Annotated in this window: 20 protein-coding genes; 10 read left to right on the top strand and 10 right to left on the bottom strand. The window is 59.0% G+C overall.

Going from position 1 to position 18,889, the window contains the following annotated elements:
* Positions 1-5: 5 nt before the first annotated feature.
* Positions 6-1,724: a PHA/PHB synthase family protein gene (locus tag ACIQ47_RS00495; RefSeq protein WP_396436306.1), complete on the bottom strand. Its 1,719-nt coding sequence runs from the start codon at positions 1,722-1,724 to the stop codon at positions 6-8.
* Between the two features lie 93 nt (positions 1,725-1,817).
* Here ACIQ47_RS00495 and ACIQ47_RS00490 point away from each other — a divergent pair, with 93 nt between their 5' ends.
* Positions 1,818-2,141, top strand: a complete 324-nt coding sequence (locus ACIQ47_RS00490) for a hypothetical protein (RefSeq protein ID WP_396436305.1) — start codon at positions 1,818-1,820, stop codon at positions 2,139-2,141.
* Here the strand turns inward: ACIQ47_RS00490 and pgeF are convergent.
* On the bottom strand, positions 2,049-2,789 hold the full coding sequence (gene pgeF, locus ACIQ47_RS00485) for a peptidoglycan editing factor PgeF (RefSeq protein WP_396436304.1): 741 nt from the start codon (positions 2,787-2,789) through the stop codon (positions 2,049-2,051). The genes ACIQ47_RS00490 and pgeF overlap by 93 nt on opposite strands.
* A gap of 119 nt (positions 2,790-2,908) precedes the next feature.
* Here pgeF and aat point away from each other — a divergent pair, with 119 nt between their 5' ends.
* The 3 genes from aat (at position 2,909) to ACIQ47_RS00470 (ending at position 5,308) form a co-directional block, all read left to right on the top strand.
* Positions 2,909-3,691 (top strand): leucyl/phenylalanyl-tRNA--protein transferase, encoded by a 783-nt coding sequence (gene aat / locus ACIQ47_RS00480; protein ID WP_396436303.1) that lies wholly within the window; start codon positions 2,909-2,911, stop codon positions 3,689-3,691.
* Positions 3,688-4,425: an arginyltransferase gene (locus ACIQ47_RS00475; protein WP_396436302.1), complete on the top strand. Its 738-nt coding sequence runs from the start codon at positions 3,688-3,690 to the stop codon at positions 4,423-4,425. Before aat ends, ACIQ47_RS00475 begins: the two co-directional genes overlap by 4 nt.
* A gap of 103 nt (positions 4,426-4,528) precedes the next feature.
* Positions 4,529-5,308, top strand: coding sequence for an IclR family transcriptional regulator (locus tag ACIQ47_RS00470; RefSeq protein WP_396436301.1), 780 nt, complete (start codon positions 4,529-4,531; stop codon positions 5,306-5,308).
* A gap of 34 nt (positions 5,309-5,342) precedes the next feature.
* On the opposite strand, the gene ACIQ47_RS00465 is transcribed toward ACIQ47_RS00470, so the two are convergent.
* The 6 genes from ACIQ47_RS00465 to ACIQ47_RS00440 all read right to left on the bottom strand — a co-directional run bounded on the left by ACIQ47_RS00465 (position 5,343) and on the right by ACIQ47_RS00440 (position 12,735).
* Positions 5,343-6,428, bottom strand: coding sequence for a serine hydrolase (locus tag ACIQ47_RS00465; RefSeq protein WP_396436364.1), 1,086 nt, complete (start codon positions 6,426-6,428; stop codon positions 5,343-5,345).
* 185 nt (positions 6,429-6,613) lie between these two features.
* Positions 6,614-8,152 carry a 2-isopropylmalate synthase gene (locus ACIQ47_RS00460; protein WP_396436300.1) on the bottom strand — a complete coding sequence of 513 codons (1,539 nt, stop codon included), beginning with the start codon at positions 8,150-8,152 and terminating at the stop codon, positions 6,614-6,616.
* 196 nt (positions 8,153-8,348) lie between these two features.
* On the bottom strand, positions 8,349-9,164 hold the full coding sequence (pssA, locus tag ACIQ47_RS00455) for a CDP-diacylglycerol--serine O-phosphatidyltransferase (RefSeq protein WP_396436299.1): 816 nt from the start codon (positions 9,162-9,164) through the stop codon (positions 8,349-8,351).
* Positions 9,165-9,282: 118 nt separating this feature from the next.
* Complete coding sequence (gene ilvC / locus ACIQ47_RS00450) at positions 9,283-10,299, bottom strand: ketol-acid reductoisomerase (protein WP_396436298.1); 1,017 nt, start codon at positions 10,297-10,299, stop codon at positions 9,283-9,285.
* A 38-nt stretch (positions 10,300-10,337) separates the two neighbouring features.
* Complete coding sequence (gene ilvN, locus ACIQ47_RS00445; RefSeq protein WP_019429372.1) at positions 10,338-10,829, bottom strand: acetolactate synthase small subunit; 492 nt, start codon at positions 10,827-10,829, stop codon at positions 10,338-10,340.
* A gap of 133 nt (positions 10,830-10,962) precedes the next feature.
* A complete protein-coding gene (locus tag ACIQ47_RS00440) occupies positions 10,963-12,735 on the bottom strand; it encodes an acetolactate synthase 3 catalytic subunit (protein WP_396436297.1) in 1,773 nt (590 codons plus the stop codon).
* 308 nt (positions 12,736-13,043) lie between these two features.
* On the opposite strand from ACIQ47_RS00440, the gene ACIQ47_RS00435 reads away from it, so the two are divergent.
* The 5 genes from ACIQ47_RS00435 to ACIQ47_RS00415 all read left to right on the top strand — a co-directional run bounded on the left by ACIQ47_RS00435 (position 13,044) and on the right by ACIQ47_RS00415 (position 16,153).
* Positions 13,044-13,610: an RNA polymerase sigma factor gene (locus ACIQ47_RS00435; protein ID WP_396436296.1), complete on the top strand. Its 567-nt coding sequence runs from the start codon at positions 13,044-13,046 to the stop codon at positions 13,608-13,610.
* Positions 13,607-14,053, top strand: a complete 447-nt coding sequence (locus tag ACIQ47_RS00430; RefSeq protein ID WP_396436295.1) for a DUF3619 family protein — start codon at positions 13,607-13,609, stop codon at positions 14,051-14,053. Before ACIQ47_RS00435 ends, ACIQ47_RS00430 begins: the two co-directional genes overlap by 4 nt.
* Positions 14,046-14,849, top strand: a complete 804-nt coding sequence (locus ACIQ47_RS00425) for a DUF3106 domain-containing protein (protein ID WP_396436294.1) — start codon at positions 14,046-14,048, stop codon at positions 14,847-14,849. The genes ACIQ47_RS00430 and ACIQ47_RS00425 overlap by 8 nt, the downstream gene beginning before the upstream one ends.
* Positions 14,850-15,006: 157 nt before the next feature.
* Positions 15,007-15,534 (top strand): RDD family protein, encoded by a 528-nt coding sequence (locus tag ACIQ47_RS00420; protein ID WP_396436293.1) that lies wholly within the window; start codon positions 15,007-15,009, stop codon positions 15,532-15,534.
* Between the two features lie 7 nt (positions 15,535-15,541).
* Complete coding sequence (locus tag ACIQ47_RS00415; RefSeq protein ID WP_296292525.1) at positions 15,542-16,153, top strand: TIGR00730 family Rossman fold protein; 612 nt, start codon at positions 15,542-15,544, stop codon at positions 16,151-16,153.
* Between the two features lie 44 nt (positions 16,154-16,197).
* Here the strand turns inward: ACIQ47_RS00415 and ACIQ47_RS00410 are convergent, their stop codons facing one another.
* Together ACIQ47_RS00410 and ACIQ47_RS00405 are read right to left on the bottom strand one after the other, a co-directional pair.
* Positions 16,198-16,536, bottom strand: coding sequence for a P-II family nitrogen regulator (locus ACIQ47_RS00410; RefSeq protein ID WP_296292526.1), 339 nt, complete (start codon positions 16,534-16,536; stop codon positions 16,198-16,200).
* A 35-nt stretch (positions 16,537-16,571) separates the two neighbouring features.
* Positions 16,572-18,245, bottom strand: a complete 1,674-nt coding sequence (locus ACIQ47_RS00405; RefSeq protein ID WP_296292527.1) for an NAD+ synthase — start codon at positions 18,243-18,245, stop codon at positions 16,572-16,574.
* 4 nt (positions 18,246-18,249) lie between these two features.
* Here ACIQ47_RS00405 and ACIQ47_RS00400 point away from each other — a divergent pair.
* The coding region (locus ACIQ47_RS00400) for a peptidogalycan biosysnthesis protein (RefSeq protein ID WP_396436292.1) at positions 18,250-18,889 on the top strand (640 nt) is incomplete at its 3' end.

Here is an 18,889-nt window from a genome sequence, read left to right as displayed (position 1 = left end):
ACGAATCAGGCCTTGGCCTTGACGTAGCGGCCCGGCGCCGCTTCGATGGCCTTGAACTTGCCAGCTTTCCCGTAGGTCTTGGGTGCGGCAATTTGCTTGCCCGCATGGCCCTTGAGCCAGTTGGACCAATCGGTCCACCAGCTGCCTGGCACCTCTTTGGCCTTGGCGATCCAGTCGTTCACCTCGGCCGGGAATTTTGTGCCCTCGCTCAACCAGTGGCTGCGTTTTTTGGCCGCAGGCGGGTTGATCACGCCGGCAATGTGGCCCGAAGCGCCCATGACGAAACGCTTTTTGCCCGGCAGCACCTGGGTGCTGGCATAGGCACCACCAATGGGCACGATGTGGTCTTCGCGCGAGCCGTAGATGTAAACGGGCATGTCGACCTTGGCCAGGTCAATGGCCTCGCCACACACGGTGACCTTGCGGGGTTTGACCAGGTTGTTCTCCAGGTAGGTGTTGCGCAGGTACCAGGCATAAAAAGGACCCGGCAAGTTGGTCGAGTCGCTGTTCCAATAAAGCAAGTCAAACGGTGGTGGTGTTTCGCCCTTGAGGTAGTTGCCCACCACGTAGTTCCAGACCAGGTCGTTGGGACGCAGAAAGCTGAAGGTGGACGCCAGGTCCTGGCCCTTGAGCAAACCGCCTTGGCCCAATTGCTGCTCGCGGAATTTGACGAAGTTCTCGTCAATGAACACATCCAGAATGCCGGTGTCGGTGAAGTTGATCAGCGTGGTGAGGAACGTGGCACTGGCCACCGGCTTTTCGCCGCGTGCGGCCAGTACGGCCAGCGCGGTGGACAAGATGGTGCCGCCCACGCAAAAACCTAAAGCATTGATCTTGGGTGCGCCGGTGATGGCCTGCACGGTGTGGATGGCCTCCATGGCCGCGTGCTCAATGTAGTCGTCCCAGGTTTTTTGCGCCATCGACGCGTCAGGGTTGCGCCAGCTGACCACAAAGGTGCGGTGGCCTTGGCTGACCGCATAACGGATCAGCGAATTTTCAGGCTGCAGGTCGAGGATGTAGAACTTGTTGATGCAAGGGGGCACCAGCAAGAACGGTTTTTCATAGACCTTGGCCGTGAGCGGTTTGTATTCGATGAGCTGGAAGAAATCGTTTTCAAAAACCACCGCACCTTCGGTGGTGGCCACGTTCTTGCCCACTTCAAACAGGCTTTCATCGGTCATCGAAACGTGCCCTTGTTGCATGTCATGCACCAGGTTTTGCACGCCTTTGGCGATGCTCTCGCCTTGTGTGTCGATGGCTTTCTTTTGCGCCTCTGCGTTGAAGGCCAAAAAATTGCTGGGCGCAGCTGCAGCCACCCATTGCTCGACAGCAAACCGAATGCGGGTGCGTGTTTTCTCGTCGGCTTCCACCGCATCGGCCAGCCCCATCAGGGTGCGGGTATTGAGCAAATAAGAAGCGGCACTGAAGGTAGCCATGGGGTTAGCGGCCCAGGCTTCGCCCGAAAAGCGTCGGTCTTTGACTTGCAAACTGTTGTGCAAGCTCTGATTCCACATTTCAGAGGCGTCTTTGAAGTACTGGCCTTGCAGGGTCTGGAGCTTTTCAGGCGAGAATTTGAGCTGGGGCACGGCCGCATCGGCCGATGGCTTCAAGCCACCGAGATCCATGGTCTGAAAATGCTGCATCGCCTGACCCCAGCTTTTGCTCAGGTCTTGCTGAAAGCCTTCGCTCATTTGGGACCAAAATTCCGGCGTGAAAGTGCTCATCGTTTTTCTCCTGAATCGATCGTTTTTCTCAATTCTCTGGTTCCGAGTATCTTTCAGTTTGTTGTCACATAAATTACAAGGGCTAAAAAAATCATGTATTTGATCGTGATTGGTTGGCTTTACGTCACCCTGCTGATGGCCCTGGCTGAAGCCTTCAGCTCGCAAGGCAGCGTGCTGGGGGCCATCATCACCTTTGTGTTCTATGGCTTGCTGCCCATGGCCTTGGTGGTTTACCTGATGGGCACACCCCTGCGCCGCAAGGCCATTCGCCAACAGGAACAACAGGCCAGGCAAGAGGCCGCAGGTGGTCCAATCCAGCCCGACTCAGCGGTCCAGCCAGATGCAGGCGGCCATGCGGCCGCTTTGCCCGAGGTGGCGGCTGTCCCTGCGGTGGGAAAAGAAGAGCGCCGACCCTGACACTGTGCACCATGGCAGGCTGCTGTCGTTGCCAAACACGCGTGTGATGCCCAAGGCCTGCAAGCGCACCCGAGCCAAACCAGCCAGATCGGCCCTGTATTTTCCGTGGCCTGTCGGCGTGAACAGCGCCTGTACCTCGGGCGAACCATCGTCAAAAGCGGCCCGTACTTCGGGCCCCACTTCAAAGGCTTGCGGTCCGATGCAGGGCCCCAGCCACGCCAGCACGTCCGACACATCGACCCCCGCAAGCTGGATGTTGGCCCACAGGCTCTCCAGCACGCCCATCCCTTTTGACGGGGTGGCCACAGCCGGCCCCGCCAGCCCACGCCAGCCCGCATGGGCTGCAGCCACCCAGCGCCCTGCTGCATCGCAAAGCAACACCGGCAAGCAATCGGCCACCATGATGGTGCAGGCCACACCCGGATCGCGGCTCCAGCAGGCATCGGCCACCAGCCCCTGGGGCGTGGCCGCGCCCAGTTGCAAACTGGCCACCCCGTGCACTTGTTGCAAAAACACCGGCATGTGCCCAATCTGCGCCGCCAGGCGCTCACGGTTGGTGTGCACATCGGCCGACCGGTCACCCACATGGTCCCCCAGATTCATGCTGTCCCATGGGGCGACCGAAACCCCGCCCTGGCGACTGGTCATGAGCGCGCGAACGCGGGTGGGGGTCGGCCAATCGGGTTGTATCCAGTGAGCGGGCAGGTTTTGCATCCGCAAAATGATAGCGCCACGCCGCACTGCGGCTTTTATTGTGTAATTGCGCCATGACCAGCGAAGCCGAAGCCAACGCACATGCCCCTGAACTGCCCTGGATTGTGGAGGGCCAGGCCCTTCCGCCGGTCAGCCAGGCTTGGGGGGCCTCATCGCCCGCCCCAGGTCTGCTGGCCGCCAGCAAAGATGTGTCGGCCCCGCGTTTGATGCAAGCGTACGCCGAAGGCGTTTTCCCCTGGTTCAACGTGGGTCAGCCCGTCCTGTGGTGGAGCCCCGACCCCCGCATGGTGCTGAAAACGCGCGATTTTCGCTTGCACAGATCGCTGCAGCAAAGCCTCAAACGCTGGAGCCTGACACACCAGTTTGAAATGTGCTTTGACCGCGACTTCTCGCAGGTCATCCAACGCTGCGCCTCATCGCCTCGCCCTGGCCAGAAAGGCACCTGGATCGTGCCCCAAATGGTGGCTGCTTACGAAGAACTGCACCGCATGGGCCTGGCCCACAGCTGTGAATTGCGCATCGAGGGCGACCTCGTGGCAGGCCTGTACTTCGTGGCCTTGGGCCGCGCTGTGTTTGGCGAGTCCATGTTCACCACCGTCAGCGATGGCTCCAAGATGGCACTGGCCTGCTTGGTCAGTGTCTGCTTGCAACACGGGGTCCAGGCGATTGATTGCCAGCAAAACACCCCCCACCTGGGCTCGCTGGGGGCCCGTGAAATACCGCGCAGCGACTTTGTGCACGGCGTGCACGAAGGGCGCGAACAAGATCCCATCGACTGGGCGCGTCAGTCCCTGAATTGGCCGGCTCTGGCTTCATTGACGGCCCCCACCAAATGACCCAACTCAAAGAACTCCCGCTGCAGGCACTGCAGTTTTACGCCACAGCCCCTTATGCGTGCAGCTACCTGCCCAACCGCTCCGCCCGCTCCCAAGTCGCCACCCCCAGCCACCTGATTCACAACGAGGTGTACGCAGACTTGGTGGAGCAGGGCTTTCGGCGCAGCGGCCTGTTCACCTACCGCCCTTACTGCGATGGCTGCCAAGCCTGTCAGCCTTTGCGCGTGCGGGTGGACGCTTTCAAACCCGACCGCAGCCAGCGTCGCGCTTGGCAAGCGCACCGAAATTTGCAGGTGCGTGTGCTCGACTTGCATTACGACCCCGAGCATTACGCCCTGTACTTGCGCTACCAGAACACGCGTCACCCGGGTGGCGGCATGGACCACGACAGCGTCGACCAGTACACCCAGTTCCTGTTGCAAAGCCGTGTCAACTCCCGCATTGTGGAATTCAGAGCCCCAGGCGTTGGCGAGGAACTCGGTGAACTGAAGATGGTCAGCATCGTCGATGTGCTCAACCACGGTTTATCGGCGGTTTACACCTTTTACCAACCCGATGAAACGGCCAGCTTTGGCACCTTCGGGGTACTTTGGCAAATCCAGCAAGCGGCCCAACTGGGTCTGCCCTATGTCTACCTGGGTTACTGGATCGATGGCAGCCCCAAAATGAATTACAAATCCCGCTTCAAGCCCTGCGAAATCAAAGTGCAGGGCCAATGGCAGGCTTTTGATTGAGGCGACTGTTTGACCCTTTCGTCGAGGGACATTTCGTTGACCCCGCAACCGTACAGCCCCCCTTCATTTCACTGTGTAAAATAGAATCTCTTGGCATGACACAATGAAAAAAGACCCCGCCCTCACGACCGTGCCCACCATCCAGGTGATTGAACGCATGTTCAGCCTGATCGACGTGCTGGCGTCCCGCGAAGAAGCCATCTCGCTCAAGGAAATCAGCCAAAAAACCGGGCTGCACCCCTCTACGGCGCACCGTATCCTGAACGACCTGGCCACCGGCCGCTTTGTGGACCGCCCGGAGGCTGGCCACTATCGCCTGGGCATGCGTTTGCTGGAATTGGGCAACATGGTCAAGGGCAGGCTCAATGTGCGCGATGCGGCCCTTGCCCCCATGCGTGACCTGCACAAACTCATTCAACAACCCGTCAACTTGAGCATGCGCCAAGGTGACGAAATCGTTTACATCGAACGCGCCTACAGCGAACGCTCGGGCATGCAGGTGGTCCGTGCCATTGGTGGTCGCGCCCCTTTGCACCTGACGTCGGTGGGCAAGCTTTTCCTGGCCGCAGACGACCCTTTGCGAGTTCGCTCTTATGCCACGCGCACCGGCTTGGCTGGCCAGACACGCAACAGCATCACGCAACTGCAAGTGCTGGAAAGAGAGCTCTCGCGCGTCAACCAGTCCGGCTTTGCGCGTGACAATGAAGAGCTGGAGTTGGGCGTGCGTTGCATCGCAGCGGGCATATACGATGACCAGGGTAAGCTGCTGGCAGGCTTGTCTATCTCTGCCCCGGCCGATCGGCTGGATGAAAGCTGGCTGCCCAAGTTACAAGAAACCACCAAAGCGATCTCTGAGACATTGGGTCACCACGAATCGCACTGAAGGCCAGTCGTCCTGTGCCTTGGCTTGGTAGACCTCAGCCTGGCATCTGAACTGCTGATTCCCAAGAGCGCTGGTTCATGGACGACTTTTGCTCAAGCCACTTGCGCACCCGCTCGGCGTCACCCATTCGGCTGAACTTCCCCGTCGAATCGAGAAAAACCATGATCAACTTTCGACCTGCCACCTGGGCTTGCATGACCAAGCAACGACCAGCCTCAGAGATGTAACCGGTCTTTTGCAGGCCTATGTCCCATTGTGGATTTTTGATCAATCCGTTGGTGTTGTTGTACTGCAGCGTTATGCGGCCCACTGCAACCTCACGGCCTTGCGAGGTGGACAGCTCTCGCAGCATGGGCTCGTTGTAAGCCTTGGCCGCTAAGACAGCCAAATCATTGGCACTGGACTGGTTTTGGCTGGACAGCCCCGTTGGCTCCACATAGCGGGTGTCCGTCATGCCCAATGAACGGGCACGCTGGTTCATTCGACTGATGAACAGATCCATGCCGCCCGGGAAAGTGCGCCCCAATGCGTGCGCTGCGCGGTTTTCGCTGGACATCAAGGACAGGTGCATCAAGTCACCACGGCTGAGTTCTGTGCCTACAGCCAAGCGGGAAGAGCTCCCTTTTTCGGTGTCCACATCGGCCTGGGTAATGCGGATGCGTTCGTCCATGGGCAAATTGGCCTCCGCGATGACCAAGCCCGTCATCAGTTTGGTCAAGGATGCGATGGGCAAAACCACATGGTCATTCTTGCTGTAGAGAACTTCCTGCGTATCTTGGTCCACCACCAGGGCGACGCTGGAGTGCAAGCCCAGGGCATCGGAAGTGGCATGCAGACCTGCCATATGACCAAAAGACGAGCGAATGGGGCGCGCGTTTGGCCTGGCTTTCAGATTTTGAGCGTTCAGGGTTGATTTGGACGTTTGCCTTTTATGACCTGAAGACTTGGCTACTGGTTTTTTCTTTGCCGATGCAATTTGACCCGATTTCGCTTTGCGGGGTCCAGCCGACTTTTCGGCACTTTTTGGTTTTTTTTGCGCTTTGGCGGGTGTCTGCTGAGTGTTTTGCGCATAGGCCAGACTCAACTGGCCCGACACGATGGTGACCAGCCCCACCACCATGGCCAATACAGCGATGCGTAACCAGGATTTGGGCAAAGGAAAAATAGAAACTGATTTCAATGGCATGTCTTGATGGTCTGATTTTTCAAATATGAGCCCCAGTGTATCCAAATAAAAAAAGTCACGCAAGAACAATAACTTACGTGACTTTTATAAAGCAAATAATTACTTATTTGGGATTCATTTTATCCTTGCGCAGCGACGCGATCGGCTTTGCTCTGCAATTTATTCAATGCACTCAGGTAGGCCTTGGCCGAAGCCACCACGATGTCCGGATCGGACCCGACGCCGTTGACCACCCGCCCGCTGTTTTGCAAACGCACGGTCACCTCCCCCTGACTTTCGGTGGAACCACTGATGGCGTTGACCGAATACAGCACCATTTCTGCGCCACTTTTGACATGCGACTCGATCGCCTTGAGGGAGGCATCCACCGGGCCATTGCCATCCGACTCGGTGCTCACCTCCTTGCCCTGCACGGTGAAGACCACGGCCGCATGCGGTCGCTCGCCGGTTTCGCTGTGTTGGGACATCGAGACAAAGCCGTACTGCTCTTTTTCGGTGCTGACACTTTCGTCACTGACCAAGGCCAAAATGTCCTCATCAAAGATTTCACTCTTGCGGTCGGCCAACTCCTTGAACTTGGCAAAAGCGTTGTTGATTTCGGTTTCACTGTCCAGGGTCACGCCCAAATCTTGCAAACGTTGTTTGAATGCGTTGCGGCCGCTGAGTTTGCCCAGCACGATTTTGTTGTTGGACCAGCCCACATCTTCCGCACGCATGATTTCGTAGGTATCGCGGGCCTTGAGCACGCCATCTTGGTGGATGCCGGAGGCGTGGGCAAAAGCATTCGCACCCACCACCGCTTTGTTGGGCTGGACCACAAAACCGGTGGTTTGACTGACCATGCGACTGGCGGCCAAGATGTGGCTCGCATCGATGCCCACATCCAGACCAAAATAGTCACGGCGCGTCTTCACGGCCATGACCACTTCTTCCAGCGAGCAATTGCCTGCGCGCTCGCCCAGCCCATTGATGGTGCACTCGACCTGACGGGCCCCGCCGATCTTCACACCGGCCAGGGAGTTGGCCACCGCCATGCCCAAGTCGTTGTGGCAATGCACAGACCAAATCGCTTTGTCAGAGTTGGGGATGCGCTCGCGCAAAGTGCGGATGAACTCACCATAAAGCTCGGGCACCGCGTAACCGACCGTGTCGGGCACGTTGATGGTAGAGGCGCCCTCGGCAATCACCGCCTCCAGAACTCGGCACAGAAAATCCATGTCGCTGCGGTAGCCGTCTTCCGGACTGAACTCGACATCGCTCACCAGGTTACGGGCAAAGCGCACCGACTGCTTGGCCTGCTCAAACACCTGGTCGGGCGTCATGCGAAGCTTCTTTTCCATGTGCAGGGGCGACGTGGCAATGAAGGTGTGGATGCGTCCGTTGTTGGCGCCTTTGAGGGCCTCGGCGGCGCGAGAGATGTCGCGGTCATTGGCGCGTGACAAAGAGCAAATGGTGGAATCCTTGATCGCATCGGCAATGGCTTTCACTGCTTCAAAGTCGCCGTTGGAACTGGCCGCAAAACCGGCTTCGATCACGTCCACGCGCAGTCGCTCCAGTTGGCGGGCAATGCGCAGCTTCTCATCACGTGTCATGGAGGCACCGGGCGATTGCTCGCCATCGCGCAAGGTGGTGTCGAAAATAATCAGTTTGTCAGCCATGTTCACTCCTGGTCAAAACCCGCAAGTCCAAGCAAAAATGCAAAAGGCCCGTTGCGGATGGCATACGGGCCTTTTGGGAAAATGTTTGCGTGCGCTACACATCCCGCCCGTGGGGCGCTAGCAGTAGAGCAAACAAAGAAAAATACATGCAATGACTTTAGCACAGTTCAAAACCCGAACTGTCGTGCAGTTGACATCACTGGTGCAAACCCCGCTCGTCGGGCTCGTCAGTGGAGGTGCTGATCATGCTCGTGGGCTGACCTTTGGCCTTGCGCCAGGCATAAATCACATAGCCACTCAAGCCGTAAACCACAAACGCGCCAAACAAGACGGTGGGCGGATCGATGTTCACAGCCGCAATGCCCAAAGCCACCAGCACCAGCGTGGCAAAAGGCACGCTCTTTTTCATGTGCATGTCCTTGAAACTGTAAAACGGCACATTGGTCACCATGGTCAGACCTGCAAACAGGCACACGGCAAACATGCCCCAAGACACGGCTTTGGCAGGCACGGCGTTTTCAAACATGATCCAGACAAAACCCATCACCAAGGCTGCGGCCGCAGGCGAGGGCAGGCCCTGAAAAAAACGCTTGTCGACCACGCCCGTGTTGACGTTGAAGCGCGCCAAGCGCAACGCAGCGCAAGCACAGTAAACAAAGGCCGCAATCCAGCCCCAACGGCCCAACTCCTTGAGCGTCCAGACATAGGCGATCAGCGCGGGCGCCGCGCCAAAGGACACCATGTCCGACAGCGAATCCATTTGCTCGCCAAAGGCACTTTGGGTGTTGGTCATGCGGGCCACGCGACCGTCCAGGCTGTCGAGCACCATGGCGCTGAAGATGCCCACGGTGGCCAGGTCAAACCGGCCATTGATGGCCATGACCACGGCATAAAAACCAGCAAACAGGGCCGCCAATGTGATCATGTTGGGCAGCATGTAGATGCCCTTGGAGGGCTTACGCACTGGCGCAGGGCCTTCTGCGTCTTCAGCGATGTTGGTGGTTTTGTTCATCGTCCATTCCTGTTGCGGTTTTTCGGATTCATACCGTGGCAACCGAGTTTAAGGCAGACCCAGCGCCCAAGAAAAAGGCCACCGCAGTGGCCTTTTCAATTCTTGCACAAGGGCCAGATCAGTTGCGGGTTTTGTCCACCAGCTTGTTCTTGGCGATCCAAGGCATCATGGCGCGCAATTGGGCGCCCACAACTTCGATGGAATGCTCGGAAGTCAAGCGACGACGCGCGGTCATGCTCGGGTAGTTGGTGCGGCCTTCCAAGATGAACATCTTGGCGTATTCGCCCGTCTGGATGCGCTTCAAGGCGTTGCGCATGGCTTCACGTGACTGCTCGTTGATGATTTCAGGACCGGTCACGTACTCGCCGTATTCGGCGTTGTTCGAGATCGAGTAGTTCATGTTGCCGATGCCGCCTTCGTAGATCAGGTCCACGATCAGCTTCAACTCGTGCAAGCACTCGAAGTAAGCCATTTCTGGGGCGTAACCGGCTTCCACCAAGGTCTCGTAACCCATCTTGATCAGCTCAACGGCGCCACCGCACAGAACAGCCTGCTCGCCGAACAGGTCGGTTTCGGTCTCTTCTTTGAAGTTGGTTTCGATGATGCCGGCCTTGCCGCCGCCGTTGGCCATGGCGTAGCTCAGGGCCATCGCACGGGCTTTGCCGCTCTTGTCCTGGTGAATGGCCACCAAGTGGGGCACGCCGCCGCCTTGGGTGTAGGTGTTGCGCACGGTGTGGCCTGGGGCCTTGGGTGCGACCATCCACACGTCCAGGTCTTCGCGGGGCACAACCTGGTTGTAGTGCACGTTGAAGCCGTGGGCAAAAGCCAGCGAAGCGCCTTGTTTGATGTGTGGCGCCACGTTGTTGTTGTAGACCTCGGCGATCATTTCATCAGGCAACAAGATCATGACCACGTCAGCGGCTTTGACAGCGTCGTTGACTTCCATCACGGTCAAGCCGGCTTTGCCGACTTTGTCCCACGATGCGCCGCCTTTGCGCAGACCGACGACCACTTTGACGCCGCTGTCGTTCAGGTTTTGGGCGTGGGCGTGGCCTTGAGAGCCGTAACCAAGGATGGCAACGGTCTTGCCCTTGATGACACTCAGATCACAATCTTTGTCGTAAAAAACTTTCACAGGGTTCTCCTTAGGAATAAACAGGTTGGTGATTGGATTTAGACGCGCAGGATGCGCTCGCCGCGCCCGATACCGCATGCACCGGTGCGTACGGTTTCCAAAATGGCGCTGCGGTCGATCGCCTCCAAAAAGGCGTCGTTCTTCGATTGGTCACCGGTGAGCTCAATCGTGTAGCTCTTGTCGGTGACATCAATCACACGGCCACGAAAGATGTCGGCCATGCGTTTCATTTCTTCGCGTTCCTTGCCCACGGCACGCACTTTGACGAGCATCAACTCGCGCTCTGTGTAGGCACCTTCGGTCAGGTCAACCACCTTCACCACCTCGATCAGGCGGTTCAGGTGCTTGGTGATCTGCTCGATCACGTCGTCGGAGCCAGCGGTCTGGATGGTCATGCGTGACAAGCTGGGGTCTTCGGTCGGTGCCACCGTGAGTGACTCGATGTTATAGCCACGGGCCGAAAACAGCCCCACCACGCGGGACAAAGCGCCCGCTTCGTTTTCAATCAGTACAGCGATGATGTGTTTCATGTGTGATTCCTCTTTTTGCGACGGCATGCAACCAGGAAAATTGGGCCGCAGAAAACTGCCGTTTTTCGCCGCCCTCCCCTGCACACGGTCATGCGCAGGCTTGGCGGGCAATAGATTCGTCCAGTGGGATTAATTAAAGATCTTCAGCGCCCATCAGCATCTCGGTGATGCCTTTGCCAGCCTTGACCATGGGGAACACGTTTTCAGTCGGATCCGTACGGATGTCCAAGAAAACCGTTCGGTCCTTTAGCCTGCGTGCTTCGCGCAAAGCAGGCTCCACATCCTCGGGCTTTTCCACCAAGATGCCGACGTGGCCATAGGCCTCGGCCAACTTCACGAAGTTGGGCAACGCATCCATGTAGCTGTGGCTGTAACGACCGGAGTAATCAATTTCCTGCCACTGGCGCACCATGCCCAAGTAACCGTTGTTCAGGGCCACGACTTTGATGGGCGTGTTGTATTGCAAGCAGGTCGAGAGCTCTTGGATGCACATTTGCACCGAGCCTTCGCCGGTCACGCAATACACCTCGCTGTCGGGCTTGGCCAGCTTGATGCCCATGGCGTAAGGAATGCCCACGCCCATGGTGCCCAAGCCACCGGAATTGATCCAGCGGCGCGGCTCATTGAACTTGTAGTACTGGGCGGCCCACATCTGGTGCTGGCCCACATCGGAGGTGATGTACGCGTCGGCGTCTTTGGTCATTTCCCACAAGGTCTCGATGACCTTTTGCGGCTTGATGACCAGGCTGCTGCTGCTGTCGTACTTCATGCAATCGCGGCTGCGCCAGCCTTCGACCGTTTCCCACCACTGCGCCAGCGCCTGGCTGTCGGGCTTGAGACCGGATTCGCGGATCATGCCCATCAATTCGATCAGCACGTCTTTCACGTCGCCCACGATCGGCACATCGACCTTGACGCGCTTGGAAATGCTGGAAGGGTCGATGTCGATGTGGATGATCTTGCGTTCGTTTTGCGCAAAGTGCTTGGGGTTGCCAATCACGCGGTCGTCAAAGCGGGCACCCACGGCCAGCAAGACGTCGCAGTTTTGCATCGCGTTGTTGGCCTCGAGCGTACCGTGCATGCCCAGCATGCCCAGGAAACGGCGGTCATTGGCCGGGAAAGCGCCCAAACCCATCAAGGTGTTGGTGACCGGGAAGTTCAGCAGGTCTACCAAAGCGCGCAACTCGGGACTGGCATTGCTCAGCAGCACGCCACCACCGGTGTAGATGTAAGGTCGCTTGGCCGACATCAGCAGCTGCATGGCCTTGCGAATCTGGCCACCGTGTCCTTTGCGCACCGGGTTGTACGAGCGCATCTCGACCTTGTCGGGGTAGCCGGTGTACGGGGTTTTGTTGAAAGACACGTCCTTGGGCACATCCACCACCACCGGGCCAGGGCGACCGGTACGCGCAATGTGGAAGGCTTTTTTCATGACCTCGGCCATGTCCTTAGCGTCTTTGACCAGGAAGTTGTGCTTGACGATGGGGCGTGTAATGCCCACGGTGTCGCATTCCTGGAAGGCATCGAGGCCAATGGCCGCAGTGGGCACTTGCCCGCTGATGATGACCATGGGGATGCTGTCCATGTAGGCAGTGGCGATGCCGGTCACGGCATTGGTCAGGCCGGGGCCCGAGGTGACCAGCGCCACACCCACTTCGCCCGTGGCACGAGCGTAGCCATCGGCCGCGTGCACCGCCGCTTGCTCGTGGCGCACCAGCACATGCTGAATGGTTTCTTGTTTATAGAAAGCGTCGTAGATGTGCAGCACGGCCCCACCGGGGTAGCCCCAAACGAACTGAACGTTTTCGGCTTGCAGCGCTCTGACCAGAATTTCGGCCCCGCGCAACTCTTGAGATGTGGCCGCGGCGGACGCAGCAGACGCCATTTCGGTTTTATTGATTTCCATATTCAACCTTTTGAACCTTTGTGAATTTCTCTAACGAAAAACCTTGGGTGCCCCTGGGCTCGACTCTTGTGAAGTGGCTTTGGGACTTGAGACCACAGACATGGGCACCTCACTGTAAAAGTGCCGGACGGTGATCCGTTTGCTTTTTTTCAATTGCAACCCAATATTATCGCACCGTTGACAGCGTGTCTTTAAAAACAGAACGGCCAGATTGGGGTCAGTGACATAATTGCCTTGCATCATTGCCCGTCTCGCCACCCGCCATCCCATCTCGCCCACACAGGACACAGCCCGCCGCTGCAAGCAACTTGGCCTCGGACACCGAAATTTCTGACTTTCTCAAAAGCGTGGAGAAAAAAGCCTTCAAACGGGCCTATTACCACGTGGGCGATGAAGAAGGGGCCCTGGACATCGTGCAAGACAGCATGATCAAGCTGTGCAGCCACTACTCGGACAAAACGGCACCAGAGCTGCCTTTGCTGTTCCAGCGGATATTGTCCAATACCGTGCTGGACTGGTTTCGCCGTCGCAAGACGCGCAACGCCCTGTTTTCCAACCTGGACGATTTTGACCACCACGACGACCTGGGCGACTTTGACCTGCTCGAAGTCACCACGGGTGCGGCCGACGCCCCTGCCAGTCAAAGTGCTGAGCAATGGTTGGGGCGGGTGCAAACCCTGGAACACATTGAAAAAGCCATCATGAGTTTGCCTGCACGTCAACGAGAAGCCTTCCTGCTGCGTTATTGGGAGGAGCTGGACGTGGCTGAAACTGCCGCCGTGATGGGCTGCTCTGAAGGCAGCGTCAAAACCCATTGCTCCCGAGCCATCCAGTCCTTGAGTAAAACCTTGGCCCAACAAGGCATGAAACCATGAAAAATTTCCAAACATCCGCCACTGCCACCACCACCGACATGGACCTTTGGGGTCGAACCTTGGCCGCGCAATTGGACCTGGCATCGCAGGATTTGGGGCATGACATCGGCGAGCGGCTGCGCGTGGCCCGCCAAATGGCCTTGAAGACCCGCCCCACGCCGCAACGCCTGCTGCGCCACAGCCTGGCCTTGAATGCCAATGGCACGCTCAGCGGGCCACCTGACGAGGGCCTTAACCTTTGGCGCATCCTGGCCTCGGCCCTGCCTTTGTTGGCCCTGGTGTCGGGCCTCATGTTCATCCAGGCCCTGCAACAAGACTTGGCCGAGGCCGACATCGCCTCCCTTGACTCTGCTTTGCTGCTCGACGAATTGCCACCGGACGCCTACACCGATCCAGGCTTTGCCCAGTTCCTTAAGCTTCAGCAACACGCGCGGCATGACTGAAACAGGTTGCAAGTTTGGCCTTCAGCACACGGCCGAGCAGCCTGTGTGCCGACTTGGTCTGAGCTGGCTCAGACCAGGGTGGGGCATCAGCGGCCTGGCCACCTTGGCACTGAGCTTGGGCATGCAAGCCTGGGCGCAAACACAGACCCCCATGGGAAATGCCCCAGCCCCGGCGGAACAACAAGCGTCTATGCCCAACTCGAGCATGCCGGCCAGCATGAATGCTGTCACCGACCCGTCTTTGCCGGCCACACCGGCATTGGGGCACAGTGTGCAAGTTCCCTTGACTTCCAGCGCCGCCAACAGCTCACCCGCCCCCGACTCCATTGCTTGGCAGTCCTTGAGCAAACGTCAAAAACAAGCCCTGGCCCCATTGAGCAAGGAATGGCATGCGCTGACGGCGCAGCAGCGCCAAAAATGGCTGGCTCTGTCCAAAAATTTTCTGCAACTCAGTGACGAAGAACAGATGACCCTGCACAGCCGCATGCGGGAGTGGGCGGCGCTCAGTCCTCGCCAACGCAGCCAGGCGCGCTTTCACTTCAACACCACCCAATCCCTGTCTGCCCAAGACAAGCGGGCCCAGTGGGAAGCCTACCAGGCACTGTCCGATCAGGAAAAACACAAACTGTCTTTGGGCCCCAAACCGCCTGCCAAAAGTGCCGCCCGCAGTTTCGCAACGCCCAGCACCCGCCTGGTCAGTCCCCCACTGCTGCCCGTCAATGCCACACGGGAGATTCAGCGTGTGGCGCCTTCAAAACCGATCCACCCCAAAACCTTGTTGCCTCAGCCCTCTTGAATCCATGCAGCGCGGTTCATCCGCGCATTTGAGCCACAATCGGGTGCAATGTCTGAGCGCTCAATCCCTCACGCTGTGACGCACAAACCATCCGGCCTGCGCCTGCTGGCAGCGCTGAACCCCTTCGCCATCCGATCTTCCATCCTCCATTGCTGCCATGACCCAGCGCGTGCCCGCCTCACCGACACACCCCGTACCGCCTGCCGCCGACCCGCTGGCCGCCCCCTCGCTCAAACGGCGCATGGCCTGCTGGCTTTACGAAGGCATGCTGCTGTTCGGTGTTGTGTTCATCGCGGGCTACTTGTTTGGCACGCTGAGCCAGACCCGCCACGCCTTGGACAACCGCTCAGGCTTGCAAGCCTTCCTGTTTTTGATATTGGGCATTTACTTCACCTGGTTTTGGCACCGGGGCCAAACCCTGGCCATGAAAACCTGGCATGTCAAAGTCGTCAGCGCGCAAGGCCTGCCGCTGAGCCAAAGCCGCGCCCTGCTGCGCTACCTGCTGAGCTGGATGTGGTTTTTGCCCCCGCTGCTGCTGACCATTCCCTTGGGCCTGCCCGCCGGCTCGATGGGTCTGCTCAGCTTGGTCTGGGTCCTGGTCTGGGCCTTGCTCAGCCGCTTTCACCCCCAGCGCCAGTTCTGGCACGACGCCTGGGCCGGCACCCGGCTGGTTTCTGCCAAATGAACACCCCATGAACACGCCCCACCCCCTCCAAGCAGCCCAACCGGCCTTCTCGGTCTGCGTTTACTGCGGCTCCAAGCCCGGGAACAAGCCCGAATTTGCGCAAATCGCGGTGCAAGTGGGCACCTGGATCGGCGCACACGGTGGCCAACTGGTCTATGGCGGGGGACGCAACGGCCTGATGGGCCTGGTGGCCGAAGCCACGCTGGCCGCAGGCGGCACGGTGGTCGGCATCATCCCCACAGCCTTGGTCGAAAAAGAATGGGCGCACCACGGCTGCACCGAACTGCATGTGGTGGACACCATGCACGAGCGCAAGCGCCTCATGGCCGACAAAGCCGACGCGTTTTTGGCCCTGCCTGGCGGCATCGGCACGTTTGAAGAGTTGTTTGAGGTGTGGACTTGGCGACAGCTGGGCTACCACGACAAGCCTGTCGGCATCCTGAACAGCTTGGGCTATTACGATGGCTTGATGGCCTTCATCGGCCAAGTGGTGCAAGACGGTTTCATGGGCGATTGGCAGACCGATCTGGTCACCCTGGGCCACGAACCTGAAGCGCTGCTGCAAAACTTGGTGCAAAAAGCAGGCTTTTCACCCCGCGCCAAAATCGAACTGCTCTGACCTTGGACGCGAGCTGAGCCGGGGTGCGCCGCCCGGCTTTCCCATCAAACCGCGGTTTCGTCTTGTTCGCCGGTGCGAATACGGATCACGCGCTCGACCGAAGTCACAAAAATCTTGCCGTCACCGATCTTGCCGGTGCGCGCCGCCTTGATGATGGCGTCCACGCAGCTGTCCACGTCTTGGTCCTTGACCACCACCTCGACCTTCACCTTGGGCAAAAAGTCGACCACGTACTCTGCGCCGCGGTACAACTCGGTGTGGCCTTTTTGACGGCCAAAACCCTTGACTTCGGTCACGGTCAGGCCCGTCACGCCACATTCGGCCAAGGCTTCGCGCACTTCTTCCAATTTGAAAGGTTTGATGACGGCGGTGATCTGCTTCATGTGAAATGTCCTCGAAAGATAGAGAGCGCCTGGATTCAGGCCCGAAACTTGTTGGTCATAGGATAACGCCAATCCTTGCCAAAACTGCGGTGCGTCACGCGAATGCCCACGGGCGATTGGCGGCGTTTGTACTCGTTGAGCTTGATCAGGCGCGTGACTTTTTCCACATCGGCGCGCTCAAAACCGTCGGCAATCAGCGCCTCCACGCCCTCGTCGTTTTCCATGTAACGCTGAATGATCGCGTCCAGCACCTCATAAGCGGGCAAGCTGTCCTGGTCTTTTTGGTCGGGGCGCAGCTCGGCGCTGGGCGGCCGGGTGATGATGCGCTCGGGGATCGGTTGGCTGCCCGTGCCATACGGATCGTTCTGGTTGCGCCAGCGCGCCAGGTCAAACACGCGGGTCTTGACCACGTCCTTGATGACCGCAAAACCGCCCGCCATGTCGCCGTACAGCGTGCAATAACCGGTGGCCATCTCGCTCTTGTTACCCGTCGTCAGCACAATGGCCCCGGTTTTGTTGGACAGCGCCATCAGCAGGGTGCCGCGAATGCGGGCCTGGATGTTTTCCTCGGTCGTGTCTTCTTTCAAGCCCTCAAACTGCGCCAACAGCGCCTGCTTGAAGCCGTCAAACAACGGCGCAATCGAGATCTCGTCGTAACGCACATTCAGGCGCTTGACCATGTCGCGCGAATCGATCCAGCTGATGTCGGCCGTGTAGGGCGAAGGCATCATCACCGCGTGGACCTTGTCGGCCCCGATCGCGTCCACCGCAATCGCCAGCACCAGCGCCGAATCGATGCCGCCCGACAGGCCCAAAATCGCGCCTTTGAAACCGTTCTTGCCCAAATAATCGCGCACGCCCAGCACCAGCGCGTCCCACAGTTCGGCATCGGCACTGGCCATGGGCACCAAGGCCTCGGGCGCAGCGCTCAAGTCCACGCCCAGGGCTGCGGCCTGAACCTGCACCGTCATGGCCGCTTCGCGAAAGCCTTCGGCGCGCGCCACCACTTGGCCTTGGGCGTTCAGGGCAAACGAGCGCCCTTCAAAAATCACCTCGTCCTGCCCACCCACCAAATGCGCGTAAATCAGGGGCAAGCCACCATCGGCCACCCGCTCGCGCATGCGCTGTTCGCGCTCCGGGCCCTTGCCTGCGTGAAAAGGCGAGGCGTTCAACACCGCCAGCATTTGCGCGCCCGCATCACGCGCCAGGCGGGCAGGCTCGTCAAACCAGGCGTCTTCGCAAATCAGCAAGCCCACCCGCACGCCCTCGACCTCAAACACGCCTACACCGTTGCCGGGCGTGAAGTAGCGGCGCTCGTCAAACACCTGGTAATTGGGCAACTCGCGCTTGTCGTAAGCGCAGACCACCTGCCCCTCGCACAGCACGCTGGCGCGGTTGTGGCGGCGCGTCACCGCCACGCTGCGGGTGCGCAGGCCGCCGCCCTCGGGGTGGCCCACCACCACATGCAGGCCTTTTAACCCAGCCAGTTCGCGGGCCACCGTTTTCAGGGCATCATCGCAGGCGTCGATGAAGGACGGGCGCAAGAACAGGTCTTCGGCCGCATAACCGCAAATCGACAGCTCGGGTGTCAGCACCAGGCGTGCACCCTCGGCATGCGCCCGGGTGGCGAAGTCGATGATTTTGCGGGCATTGCCCGGCATGTCTCCGACGACAAAGTTGAGCTGGGCCACACGAATTTGGAGAGTCATACAGGTGCTGGAAAATGTGAGCTTGAATTATGTCACCCGGGTGCTGGGCGACCTGAGTGCCATCGCGCCTGAAGCCTGGGACAGCCTGCTCGCCCGGCAAGACGCCCCATCCCCCTTCATGCAGCATGCCTATTTGTCGGCCATGCAGACCAGCCAATCGGCCGCGCCCGAGACCGGCTGGACGCTGCAAGTCATCAGCCTGTGGCGCAACACGCATCAAGGCGATGTGTTGGCCGCCGCCTGCCCGCTCTACATCAAGACCCACTCACGCGGCGAATACGTGTTTGACCACGCCTGGGCCGACGCCTACCAGCGCCACGGCCTCGACTATTACCCCAAAGCCCTGGTCGCCTCGCCCTTCACCCCCGTGCCGGGCAGCCGCTTGCTGGCCGAATCCGACGCCGCCCGCCAGGCCCTGCTGGCCGCCTTGCTGGACATTTGCCAAACCAACAACATCCCGTCGCTGCACATTTTGTTTGGCAGCCCGCACGACCTGCAAGCCTGCGAACAAGCCGGGCTGCTGCAACGCGACCAGGTGCAGTTCCACTGGCAAAACCAGGGATGGCGCGACTTCGATGACTTTTTGGCCAGCCTGACCCAAGAAAAGCGCAAAAAAATCCGGCAAGAGCGCCGCAAAGTGCAGG

The organism is Limnohabitans sp., assembly GCF_044373035.1.
Lineage (GTDB): Bacteria > Pseudomonadota > Gammaproteobacteria > Burkholderiales > Burkholderiaceae_C > Limnohabitans_A.
Note: the sequence above shows the minus strand (reverse complement) of the source record. Positions and strands in the feature narration are given on the sequence as shown.

Coding starts and splice junctions, on each gene's coding strand:
- ACIQ47_RS00495 (WP_396436306.1), bottom strand. CDS start 1,724: ATGAGCACTTTCACGCCGGAATTTTGGTCCCAAATGAGCGAAGGCTTT.
- ACIQ47_RS00490 (WP_396436305.1), top strand. CDS start 1,818: ATGTATTTGATCGTGATTGGTTGGCTTTACGTCACCCTGCTGATGGCC.
- pgeF (WP_396436304.1), bottom strand. CDS start 2,789: ATGACCAGTCGCCAGGGCGGGGTTTCGGTCGCCCCATGGGACAGCATG.
- aat (WP_396436303.1), top strand. CDS start 2,909: ATGACCAGCGAAGCCGAAGCCAACGCACATGCCCCTGAACTGCCCTGG.
- ACIQ47_RS00475 (WP_396436302.1), top strand. CDS start 3,688: ATGACCCAACTCAAAGAACTCCCGCTGCAGGCACTGCAGTTTTACGCC.
- ACIQ47_RS00470 (WP_396436301.1), top strand. CDS start 4,529: ATGAAAAAAGACCCCGCCCTCACGACCGTGCCCACCATCCAGGTGATT.
- ACIQ47_RS00465 (WP_396436364.1), bottom strand. CDS start 6,428: ATGGTGGTGGGGCTGGTCACCATCGTGTCGGGCCAGTTGAGTCTGGCC.
- ACIQ47_RS00460 (WP_396436300.1), bottom strand. CDS start 8,152: ATGGCTGACAAACTGATTATTTTCGACACCACCTTGCGCGATGGCGAG.
- pssA (WP_396436299.1), bottom strand. CDS start 9,164: ATGAACAAAACCACCAACATCGCTGAAGACGCAGAAGGCCCTGCGCCA.
- ilvN (WP_019429372.1), bottom strand. CDS start 10,829: ATGAAACACATCATCGCTGTACTGATTGAAAACGAAGCGGGCGCTTTG.
- ACIQ47_RS00440 (WP_396436297.1), bottom strand. CDS start 12,735: ATGGAAATCAATAAAACCGAAATGGCGTCTGCTGCGTCCGCCGCGGCC.
- ACIQ47_RS00430 (WP_396436295.1), top strand. CDS start 13,607: ATGAAAAATTTCCAAACATCCGCCACTGCCACCACCACCGACATGGAC.
- ACIQ47_RS00425 (WP_396436294.1), top strand. CDS start 14,046: ATGACTGAAACAGGTTGCAAGTTTGGCCTTCAGCACACGGCCGAGCAG.
- ACIQ47_RS00420 (WP_396436293.1), top strand. CDS start 15,007: ATGACCCAGCGCGTGCCCGCCTCACCGACACACCCCGTACCGCCTGCC.
- ACIQ47_RS00415 (WP_296292525.1), top strand. CDS start 15,542: ATGAACACGCCCCACCCCCTCCAAGCAGCCCAACCGGCCTTCTCGGTC.
- ACIQ47_RS00410 (WP_296292526.1), bottom strand. CDS start 16,536: ATGAAGCAGATCACCGCCGTCATCAAACCTTTCAAATTGGAAGAAGTG.
- ACIQ47_RS00405 (WP_296292527.1), bottom strand. CDS start 18,245: ATGACTCTCCAAATTCGTGTGGCCCAGCTCAACTTTGTCGTCGGAGAC.